Source organism: Neptuniibacter caesariensis (assembly GCF_000153345.1).
Classification (GTDB): domain Bacteria; phylum Pseudomonadota; class Gammaproteobacteria; order Pseudomonadales; family Balneatricaceae; genus Neptuniibacter; species Neptuniibacter caesariensis.
In genome coordinates this window covers 664,795-675,307 of the sequence record NZ_CH724125.1, presented here as the reverse complement: position 1 = coordinate 675,307, position 10,513 = coordinate 664,795, and the positions used below count along the sequence as shown (strand labels likewise).

Genomic DNA, 10,513 nt, shown 5'->3' with positions numbered 1-10,513 from the left:
GGTGTCAGCCCTAACATCGATTTCAGAAGCGAGGTTTTCCCGGCCCCATTAGGGCCTATGAGTAAATGAAGCTGCCCTGCTTCTAGCTCCGCGGAAAGAGGTGCAAGAATTTGATTACCGCCAATGGCAAGGCTCAGGTTGTTCATACTGATAGCAGGTCCCATTAAGCATCCCCTTTATCAGCGAGCGATTGGTTTAGCACTGAATTCAGCGCTTTCACGAGGGTTTCCAGATTCAGTTCCATCTCGCGATAAACCAAGTCTGCATCGTATTCGCCAAAGGTCAGATGTGAGAAATGAAACAGCCGAATCCCCGTCGCCTTTTCCACCGTAGCCACATAGCGATAATCCATATTCAGCTCAGTAAACAAGATCTGAACATCGGCTGCGCGAATCCGGTCGATCGTTGCCTGAAGCTGGCTGGCACTGGGTTCCACCCCATGGGCGGGTTCAATCACCGTATCGATGCCTATGCCGAATTCCTGCAAAAAATAACCATAAGCGTTATGGGTGCTGGCAATCCGAATTCCGCTGAGATCCAGCCCAAGCAATTGCTGAGTGTATCTATTTTTTAATTTACGTAATTCGCGGGCATAACTCACCGCGTTTTTCTTATAAAAACGCGCATTATCCGGGTCCAGTTCACCCAGTTCTTTGGCAATGGTATACACCTGACGAATGGCTGCACTGATCGATACAAAAGTGTGCGGGTTCCAGGCACCTACTGTATTTTCAGCGGCTAGCAATGGCACATCCTTATTAGCCTCAATCACTTTGATGTCAGTGCCTAGTTTTGAGTTTTGTGCTTCCAGTGCTTCAAGCGCTCTGAAGGCAAACTCATCGTGCCCAATGCCATTAACCACCAGCGCATCCATGGTCATCAGGCGTTTAAGATCCGCCGGCTGTAATTCATAACTATGAGGATTAAAGCCAGCGTCAACCAAAGGAATAATTTCTGCCCGGTCTTTAACAATATTGGCGACATAGGCGTGATAAGGGTGCAGGGTGATACCTACCCTAAGCGGCTCATGATTTGCTGCGATAGAAAACTGAGAACTTAGCAGCAATAAAAAACTGAACAGTGATTTAATCATGGTGATGTTGCTCCGATTGCCAGTGTGTCGTCGTTGAACAATCGACAGCGGTTGAACGGTCATAGCGCCAATAAATATGAGGGTGGTCAGAATCAGCAAAGAGTAAGAATTCTGGATGGTCGGAATCCGCAGGCGTCCCTAAATAGCAGCGATTATTCAAAATCGACCATTGATAGCTTGCGAACGCCCCGGTGTTATCAACAAAGGGAGGAACCTCCGCTTCAATCAATTCTTTTACTGAAGGGAAGCTATCTGGCTGTTCCATCATAAATTGTATTTCATCACCTGCATTGCGCAGGGCGGTTAATACCGCTTTTCCGGTAATACCCAACTCCAGATGCCTGGCCGGTTCGACTTTATCAGCCCGGTTGTAATGGAGCGTAATCGCTGCGAAGAAGAGTATTATGGCAATTGAACTAATTAACCAAAGACTCTCTCTGCGGCCATCATCAGGAATAACCTTTTCAATGATGACGATTCGCTTGTCTATCAATCCCGTCTTAATAGAATCAGAGCTCTCCATAATCTACCTCAACGGGGAATTCGTGCCCTGAATCAAATTGGATGTAGAACTCCCCTTCAGGTGCAGAGAAGCTGACAAGAGAGCGATGATCCGCTTTTTGTTCTAACAGCAGGTTTTCATCATAGTCATAGAGGCGAACGGGTTTTCCAACAGCTTTTGAGCCATCGCTAAAGCCAACCCGACACTCGATCTGCTGCGCTTGTTGAGCACACTCCATCATTGGGTAGTGTGCAAACAGAAAAGGGCTACAGGTCAAAAGACCTGCAGCCCACATAAGCTTTATCTGGTTTCGCATTACTCGGGTAGCACCTCGAAGCTCATAAACCGAATAGATAGCTGGTAATCCGCCAGTGGGGAATCAACTGGTGTTTTTAAGTCTGCGCCAAACAACCATGGCCCCGCCTGCTCGGGGGTAAATGTAATTTTTCCATCCGCAGCCGTCTTAATCTCAATTGCACCGCGCTCGCTACGGTACTTAGTGCCACCGGGTGTGACTTCCGCCTCAACATCTGCAACTGGCTTACCATCCAGCAGCATTACAAATTCAACCTCTTCACCGACGACTATATCGTTAGGGTGAGTAAGCGGCTTCAGCTCCAGTCCTTTGCCTTTGGTCGCCAGAACGTCATCCGTTGGTGCATTATTTGTAATGTAGGAAACGGTTTTCAGATCGATCAGCAGAGTTGAAACATCACGTGCATTTTTAGGCAGGCGGGATTTCGCTTCTTCTTTATTGGCAAACATACGTTTCGGGGTATCGCGCTTTCCCGACTTATAACTTGTGAAATAGAACGTCGGGCGCTTGCCTTCGATTTTGTAGGTGCCCGATTGATCAATAAAATGATCAAAAACACTGCGACGCTGGCCCTTAAAATAGCTTGCGATAGGTGAGCGATCTCCATCCGGAGCCAGAACAAAAAAGTTATCTAACGCAACACTCTTATCTGCACCAAAGTAGTTGTGCGATGCGCTCACATCCACTGTGATCCATTCTCCCTTATCTTTTTCGGTAGAAAGGCTGAATTCACTTGGAAGAATCCACACCGGGTGAGCTTGAGCGAGGCCAGTAACGCCAATAACACCTGCAACTACACATCCTTTCAAAACGGTTTTTAAATTATTCAGCATTCTTGCTATCTCCCACCAGAATTCGTACCGGTCCAATCTCATCACCAGCTGTCAGCTCATAACTTTGCTTAGCACCAGATCCTAGATTTATTTTTTGCTTTAATAACGTACGGTTGCCGTGCTCTCGAACAGCCTCAAGGTATAAAGTCACTTCACCGCTGACGTCATTACCCTGCTTATCTTTTCCATCCCAAATAAGCTCATAGCTTCCGGGTGGTTTAGTCGCTCCAGTTACTCCATCAAGTTCCTGGTCATAACGGCCAGCCTGGCGCCACCAGCGACGAATATCTTTCAACCACTTTTTGTCGTCGTACCACACACCGACTATGTCTAACGCCTTGCGTTGCCCCTTTTGTTCAACCCAAACCGCCACAAAGGGACGCTGATACTTAGCAACTGCAATTTGTGGCAATTCAAAACTGATACTGACCTGATCTGCATGCAATAAAGCACTACCTGAGAGCAGACCAACCATGACCACTGATTTAATAAATTTCGCCATACTTATCCTAAAAACACCCAGATATACGCACTGGTCATAATCGCTGTACCTAGCAGCGACATAGATAACAATTTGTTTCTTTTTTTCTTTTGCGGCATCACTAACCAAAGCCCTGTTAAGGTAAAGAGCAGCATCGCCAAAGCAGATAAATCGATGAACAAGCTCCAAAGGCTTCCTGAATAACGCCCCATATGAAGATCATTGAGTGTTGCGACGGCTCCATAATTTTGTATCTCTAACAAAATTTCCTGAGCTTCCAGATCAACTTCCGCGATGCTATATCCGCCAGGACGCTTTACATCAATGACCATGAGCCGCTCATCCTCTTCCCATTCAAAGTTCACCTGGTTGCCATAAACCGCATAGTTATTTCGCAACCAAACGCGCACTTGATTACCTTGCTCTATCGGCGTCAGCATCCACTTTCTCTCGATCCCTAGCTCATCCGGAAGATGGAGCGTTAGCTGCTGAGGCCCCTCAGAAGACGAAAACCAATCCCTGTGGTTTAGCGTGATTCCGGTCAGCGTAAAAAACAGCATGATCAGTAACATGACCATGGAGGTATATACGTGCAGAGTACGGGCAAGCTTACTAGAGGCTTTTTTCTTCGTTTGCCTGCTTTGTGAAATTACGGTTTGGTTCATAAGGCAAACGCCAGATAAGTCTTAAATACAATTGCGAACTAGAAGCATTAAGGTAATTATTCAGAGCGACAGCGACAAATAAAATTACATTTTTTACAAAGCGGATTGCTGCGGGAGCATTATTGAGACCTGCAAACCACCCCGTTTGCCATTCTCTGCAAAAATTTTCCCGCCTACTGCGTTAATTTGTCGCTGGCATAATGCTAAACCAAGGCCAAAACCGCCAACCTCCCTCGATCTGGCTTTATCTGTACGATAGAAAGGCTCAAAAATTTTCTGCAACTGACAAGCATCCACACCAGGACCACTATCACTAATCACAATCTGGTAGTAGTCATCGACGCTAAAACAAGCAACCTCAACCGGCGCTCCCTGAGGCGAATACTTCAGCGCATTACGTAGAATGTTTTCGATTGCTTGAGATAGTGCCTGCTGTGATGATCCAGAAACAGGCAGCTGAGTATCAAAATCACGTGCAATTTTTGAGCTCGGGTACTCGAATTCTGCATCTTCGATGATCAGCTCCAATAGCGTTGCCAGATTAAAATGATCTTTAAGCTCCATAGTTGGATCACCATCAAGCCAGGCCAGCATCAAAGCGTCTTCTACCAGGTGATGCATCTGCCCGATCTCACGCTCTAAGCGCGGTAATAAATCGTCTGCACAGCCCTTTTCTTCACGACAAATATCCAGGGCTAACTCCAAACGAGTCAGTGGCGTACGCAGCTCATGGGAAAGATCTCCCAGAAGCTGGCGCTGAGAGTTCACTAAACGCTCAATCCTGCTGGCCATACTGTCAAACGAGCTGGCGACCTGGGTTAATTCATCACGTCTATTGTCGGGTATATCAGGCAGCACCCTTGCAGACAGATCACCTTCAGCAAGCTTAAGCGCACCCTTATGTAAAGCGTCCAGCGGCTTCATCAGGTAACGATAGGCCAGTAAACAGAACAGCATCATTAAAAAAGATGGGATAATGATCGTAAGCAGGTTATGAATTAACTCAGTGTTTGTCTTCGGAAACATCTCTCTGGGAAGTTCGATTACGAATGATGCCGAATTATCAGAAAACGGAATGCCAACTAAGACATCCGTCATAAATTCATGTACAGGCCAATAGACATGACGTTGAAAACCGAGCTTTACCCTTAGGTGTTTTGGGATGGGGGAGCTAGAAATGATGGTGTTATCAGATAGGACTACCGCTGCCCAGGTACCATATTGCGCTTTCACTTCAAGCGCTAAAGCCAACAGATCCTCTCTATCGCCAACCGCCATATCTTTTTCTGCCCTTACAGCCAACTGCCTTAGAACCGACTGGTTATCTGGCGTAATCTCAGTCAGTTGGACAGTTAACTTATCGGAGAGGTGATGCAGGCTGGAAAAGATAAGCAGGGAAACAGCAAGCAAACTGACACTCAGTTGCCAAAACAGGCGCCTACTCATTGATAGCAATACCCCTGCCCTCTAATTGTCTTGATCTTATGGGTCTCGACTAACGGCGCCATTTTCGAACGAAGGTTACTGATATGCATATCCAGGCTTCGATCATACCGGCTAAAGGGCTTGCTCAAAATCAACTGGTATAGATAAGGTTTACTCAGCACTTCATCTTTATGCGTGAGAAACGTTTTCAACAATTCATACTCTATCGGCGTCAGTTCAATATCGCCGTCAGAAGAAGCCAGACATTTATTCTTAGTATCAAGGCAGATGGTTCCATCTTTGATCTGCCCCATACAGGTTTCTGACTTAGCACTACTCATACTTCTTCGCAGCAACGCTTCAATCCGAAAGAGCAGCTCGGTCATATTAAAAGGCTTGGGCAGGTAATCATCAGCACCACTGCTAAACCCATCAATACGATCCTGTTCAGCTCCACAAGCAGACAACATCACAACAGGTGTGTCACGATATTTACGCAAACGATGCAACAGCTCTAACCCATCCAGCTCTGGCAGCATCTTATCCAGCAGGATCAGATGAAACTGTTGATTAATCGCTGTCACTAATCCTTCTCGACCGTTATAGCTTTGAACGGTGTGATAACCTTTTTTACTGAGGATTTCAGCGATTGAGTTACTGACTTCCCTATCATCTTCAATAAGGAGGATACGCGCAGGGATAACGCTCTTTTGAGCCGTTAAAGACAAAACTGCACTATTCATGGTGGTTATCCCCGCTGCTCTGTTGCTGCATCCATCTGATCCAGATATCGAAGCCAGTTATTGACCGCCGTTTTATGCTGGCCATGACTACCCGCCTCGACCAGAGCATCACGTGCCCCCGGATAATGCTTCAAATTGATGCGCGCTATACCCAGCATTAACTGTAAAGTGGCAGGTTTTTTCGGCTTACTCCTAAGTGCATGAAGTAAGGTTTTTTCAGCCCCGTGCCATTGCTCTGCCTGCAATTGCGCCTGCGCCAAACGTTGAGCATTTTTCTCTGTTGGCAAAACCCTGTAGAGTCTCTCCATGACCTTGACAGCCTTATCATTTTCTTTGGCCTGTATCCAAGCCGTACCGAGTAGTTCAAGGTTCCTTCGATCGGCTTTTAACACGCCACGTTTAAGGCCTGCGGCCATAACCTCTCCTGCGTGGAACGGAATACTATGACTAAGTAACAGTTGCGCCAGGAGCTTATGGTCCTTCCCATTTCTTAGCAGTTTTCTTTGGTAGCCCAGACGTTGTGTTGCCAACGCAGCTTTACGATCCCCTGCTTGCATATGCAACGACACTAACTGACGCCAGTGCTGCGCCTTAGTTGAATAGTTTTTAACAAGCACTTGCTGAACTTTTGCGGCACTTTTCCACTGTTTCAGGTTGATATGAGCCGCAATTTTTAGCTGGTACCAATTTTCTGGGGCAATATTCCTCTGAGCGATGGCTTTACCAATGTGCGGCAAAACAGAATGCCATTTTTCTAACTGCGAATAGGCCTGCGCTATCAGCAGATGATCATTCGCGCGGACATCACCCGGCGCTGTTTTCATCCAATCAGACAAATAGAAGGTGCACTTTTTCCACGCCTCTTCCATACAGTGCAACTGCCCTAAGGTATGCAAAATATTGATCTGCTGATTTTCAGGCAACGCTTTTAACGATTGCGCGGTCAAGAGGTGCTTTATCGCAGATTTGTAGCGCTCTCGTTGTAGTGAAACCTGAGCGAGATTATGAGCCAGCAAAGCCTTAGCATAATCAGAACGCATTTTTGGCTGAGCGGCTTCAAGCTGCTGCTGCGCCGTGACCCACTGGCCTGTTTCCATCAAAGCATGTGCTGAAGTCAGCAATTTATACTCTGCTTGCGATAAAGCCTTAGATGCGCCATTAGCATTCAGGCAAAGGACAAATAAAAAAACTGAGAGAAATGCTCGCATCATTTATTCTCCGATTAATTCTCAAGTTTAAACTCTAGCTCTTGACGAGCTTTGAATGGCACTGGCTTACCATCAACTGTGCGCGTCTTGAAGCGCCAACGCTGAATCGCTCTGATAACTGCCTTATCAAAAACCCCAGGCGGCGTGGATTTAACTACTTTAATAGAACCCGGTTTAACTGTTCCTGCTTCTGTTACCAAAAATTCAACCATAACGCTTCCCTCCAACTTGCGACGCAAAGCACGCTGCGGGTAAGAAGGAGGTACTTGAGTTAACGCAGTCGGGTTTGCATCAAAAGCTAATTCAGGGACCGGTACTGCAAGATTGTTCAACGAGGGTGACAACGCGACTTGGACTCCCACATCAATATCCGGGACGTTGACTGTCGGCATCGGCGAATTCACCATTGCAGAAACCTGCTGCTGTAACTGAGGCATCTTCGGCTGCTGCTGAGGAACAATATCTTCAGGCTCCGGAGGCAATTCGCGCTTACGTAGCTCCAAAGCTGATTCCTGGCGAACCATCAGGAAGTTCAAATCCGGGGTCAAATCCCTACCCGGTTCAACACGTGCGCCTATGCCGGACACCATCGCCAGGGCATAGAACAATAGCAGAGCCAACAATAGCCCTGCTGGCGTTATGATCGCTAAACGCAGCATTACTTGGCCCCAGCCTGAGTTGCGACCGTATATTGAACCTTAGCCATACGCAGCTGATCGATTACCTTAACCAACTGTCCCGTAGTGGCCGACTCATCCGCCTGAATCACGATATTGATCTCAGATTGCTCGCTCTTTAACCGCTCAATTGCCGGACGAACCATCCGTACATCAACCGGCTTTCGATCGACCCAGATCTCATTTTCCGCAGAGATAGCCACCATGACGGCAGTTTTCGTTTTTGATTCACTGGTCTCCGCAGATGGGCGGTTTACATCAATGCCTGACTCACGCACAAATGACGTTGAGACAATAAAAAAGATCAGCATGATGAATACGACATCCAGCATCGGCGTCATATTAATTTCAGCATCTTCCTGCTGTTGCGAAAGCAGTATTCTTTGACGCATTAACAGGCTCCTTCATTCAGCGCTAATCTGAGATTGTTTCTTTCACTTTCTGACCAACGGGATAATCGGTTATAGAACAGCAAGCCAGCCACTGCGACGGCCATACCCGTCATCGTTGGGAATGTCGCACTGGCCACACCCGCTGCCATCATTCTTGGATTGCCGGTTCCATACAGCGCTAAACTGTCAAAGACCTGAATCATCCCTGTTACTGTCCCCAGCAAACCGATCAGCGGGCATAGCATGATGAGATTTTTGATCATTTGAAATTGGCCGTTTAGAGCCAAATCCAGATCACAAAGTCGGCTAATGCGCTTGGCAAAAGAGCTTTCTAAGGACATATCAGACAGGACTTGTTTTTTCTGCTGCGGGTAAGTCCAAAAGCGATAACTAAAACGCTCTAGTATTAGCGTAAACATTAAAAAGCCCACCCAGAGGATGAGATATAAAACCCAACCCCCGGTTTGAAAGAACTGTCCCAGAGCAAAGATCCAATCATGAAGACTAGGCAGCATGAGCACTACTCTCAGGGTTCTTGTTTACCGCTTCAGCAACGGCTAAAGAATCGCTGGCCAATAAGCCAAGACTTTTCTCCTGAAGCACCTGTGTAATTCGGCGGCTTCGGCTTGATAAATAGCTGTGGCAGAACAATAAAGGAATGGCTACGACTAATCCCAGTACGGTTGTCATTAAGGCCTGAGAGATCCCTCCGGCCATCAGTTTTGGGTCACTGGTCCCAAACAGAGTGATACTCTGAAAGGTAGCGATCATACCGATAACCGTACCTAATAGACCTAACAGTGGCGCCACCGCAGCGAGCAATTTGATGATGCTCTGACCACGTTCTATCTTTGGAACTTCTTTTAATATTGATTCATCAACTTTCAGCTCTAACTGCTCCAGCCCCATGCGACCACTACTGACCGCTTTCAGCACTCTACCTAATGGGTTGCTGTCCATAAGCTGGGTAGGCTTCAGCAACTGACGCTTAACCCTGTATTCGGTCAGCGTCATATTGACCATTTGAAAGACTGCAACTAACAACCCAATAACCCCCAGCGCTATGATCAAATAGCCAACTTCACCGCCCTGATGTATTCGTTCCATCAACTTGGGCATTCGGTCCAGTAAGCCAAATAGCTGGCCTCGGCTAGGGTCAACCAACACATCAACTTTTTGCCCTTGCTGATAGGCTATAACCGCCTCTTGAGATGAGCTAGAAGGCTGAGTCGGCAGCACAGCCAGTGATTGCTCAGCAATATCCCAGCTAAGAAACTTGCCATCGTCAGTTGCTGCAGCAAAGGTACCAATACGCAGCACCTTACTATCAGCAACTTCTCCATTAACGTTGATGACAGGTGCCGTAAATTGTTTAATTTCACCGCTCGCAATCATCTCTTGCTGCAACTGGAACCAGAGACTTTGCAGGTCAGCCAACTCTGGCACGCGCTTAGAATCCGCAAATGCCAACTCTTTATCGCGGCTCGGATAATCAGCACTCGTCATAGAGTCCTGCAGCATAGGGTTCAATTCAGAGGCCACTTCCTTGGCAACACCAAACACTTCACCTAGCTGGCCTGAGCGCTGCTGGAGTGTTGACTCAAGCTCAGCCAGTTGCAGATCGTTATTATCAAACTCAGCCTTTAGCCGTTCACGCTCTGCTTCAGCAGTTTCCAGTCGCTCTCGGCTCTGAACTAACAGCCGTTTCTGCTTTAACAGATCTGCGTTGAATTCTGCTTCTCGTTGACGGTTAATCTGCGCATCATTACTACGAATCGTCTGAACATCATTCAGCAGCCCCTGAAGCGGAGTCGATTCAGCAACAACTGAGCCGGCAAACATTGCCGATATCGCTGAGAACGCCAGAATAGATAGAGTCTTCTTCATTATTAACGCTCCAGCTCAGGTAAAGGTAGGTTGAGCAACGTCGGAACTTGTTGCTGCTGGGCGATCTGAATCGCCTTAGTCAATTCGAGATTCTGTGTTTCAGATAGCGTCACCCAGTCTCGATCTGCTGGTTCCCACATTCCACTCTGATGCCCACTCAAGGTCTGATAGTAGAGCGCAGCCCGACCTAACCTGAGGAACAACACCTGCTGGTCATTATTTTGAGCAAGAGAACCCCGATATGCCTCAAAGGTTCGACCGTACTGAACCTCAACCGAATAAGCCTCAAGA

At 47.1% G+C, this 10,513-nt stretch carries 15 protein-coding genes; all 15 read right to left on the bottom strand.

The window, feature by feature from the left end:
- Positions 1-146, bottom strand: a 146-nt coding sequence (locus MED92_RS19390) for an ATP-binding cassette domain-containing protein (protein ID WP_420170114.1), incomplete at its 3' end; no start/stop codon positions are given.
- 17 nt (positions 147-163) lie between these two features.
- Complete coding sequence (locus MED92_RS03345; RefSeq protein ID WP_007020071.1) at positions 164-1,093, bottom strand: metal ABC transporter solute-binding protein, Zn/Mn family; 930 nt, start codon at positions 1,091-1,093, stop codon at positions 164-166.
- The gene (locus MED92_RS18380) at positions 1,086-1,616 is read right to left on the bottom strand and encodes a DUF6162 family protein (protein WP_007020070.1); all 531 of its coding nucleotides are present in this window, start codon (positions 1,614-1,616) and stop codon (positions 1,086-1,088) included. The genes MED92_RS03345 and MED92_RS18380 overlap by 8 nt, the downstream gene beginning before the upstream one ends.
- Positions 1,603-1,911, bottom strand: a complete 309-nt coding sequence (locus MED92_RS03335; RefSeq protein WP_007020069.1) for a hypothetical protein — start codon at positions 1,909-1,911, stop codon at positions 1,603-1,605. The genes MED92_RS18380 and MED92_RS03335 overlap by 14 nt, the downstream gene beginning before the upstream one ends.
- Complete coding sequence (locus MED92_RS03330; protein ID WP_007020068.1) at positions 1,911-2,744, bottom strand: DUF4198 domain-containing protein; 834 nt, start codon at positions 2,742-2,744, stop codon at positions 1,911-1,913. Before MED92_RS03330 ends, MED92_RS03335 begins: the two co-directional genes overlap by 1 nt.
- Entirely contained in the window at positions 2,734-3,246 is a 513-nt protein-coding gene (locus tag MED92_RS03325; RefSeq protein ID WP_007020067.1) for a DUF2271 domain-containing protein, read from the bottom strand. Before MED92_RS03325 ends, MED92_RS03330 begins: the two co-directional genes overlap by 11 nt.
- A 2-nt stretch (positions 3,247-3,248) precedes the next feature.
- Positions 3,249-3,890: a PepSY-associated TM helix domain-containing protein gene (locus tag MED92_RS03320; RefSeq protein WP_007020066.1), complete on the bottom strand. Its 642-nt coding sequence runs from the start codon at positions 3,888-3,890 to the stop codon at positions 3,249-3,251.
- A gap of 93 nt (positions 3,891-3,983) precedes the next feature.
- On the bottom strand, positions 3,984-5,336 hold the full coding sequence (locus tag MED92_RS03315) for an ATP-binding protein (protein WP_007020065.1): 1,353 nt from the start codon (positions 5,334-5,336) through the stop codon (positions 3,984-3,986).
- Positions 5,333-6,058: a response regulator transcription factor gene (locus MED92_RS03310; RefSeq protein ID WP_007020064.1), complete on the bottom strand. Its 726-nt coding sequence runs from the start codon at positions 6,056-6,058 to the stop codon at positions 5,333-5,335. Before MED92_RS03310 ends, MED92_RS03315 begins: the two co-directional genes overlap by 4 nt.
- 5 nt (positions 6,059-6,063) lie before the next feature.
- Positions 6,064-7,269 carry a tetratricopeptide repeat protein gene (locus MED92_RS03305; protein ID WP_154715133.1) on the bottom strand — a complete coding sequence of 402 codons (1,206 nt, stop codon included), beginning with the start codon at positions 7,267-7,269 and terminating at the stop codon, positions 6,064-6,066.
- A gap of 11 nt (positions 7,270-7,280) precedes the next feature.
- Positions 7,281-7,925, bottom strand: coding sequence for an energy transducer TonB (locus tag MED92_RS03300; protein WP_007020062.1), 645 nt, complete (start codon positions 7,923-7,925; stop codon positions 7,281-7,283).
- On the bottom strand, positions 7,925-8,335 hold the full coding sequence (locus MED92_RS03295; protein WP_007020061.1) for an ExbD/TolR family protein: 411 nt from the start codon (positions 8,333-8,335) through the stop codon (positions 7,925-7,927). Before MED92_RS03295 ends, MED92_RS03300 begins: the two co-directional genes overlap by 1 nt.
- Complete coding sequence (locus MED92_RS03290) at positions 8,335-8,754, bottom strand: MotA/TolQ/ExbB proton channel family protein (protein WP_162010848.1); 420 nt, start codon at positions 8,752-8,754, stop codon at positions 8,335-8,337. The genes MED92_RS03295 and MED92_RS03290 overlap by 1 nt, the downstream gene beginning before the upstream one ends.
- 85 nt (positions 8,755-8,839) lie before the next feature.
- Positions 8,840-10,222, bottom strand: a complete 1,383-nt coding sequence (locus MED92_RS03285; RefSeq protein ID WP_007020059.1) for a MotA/TolQ/ExbB proton channel family protein — start codon at positions 10,220-10,222, stop codon at positions 8,840-8,842.
- A gap of 2 nt (positions 10,223-10,224) precedes the next feature.
- Positions 10,225-10,513 (bottom strand): DUF3450 family protein (locus MED92_RS19065; protein WP_007020058.1); only part of this gene is annotated, 289 nt, incomplete at its 5' end.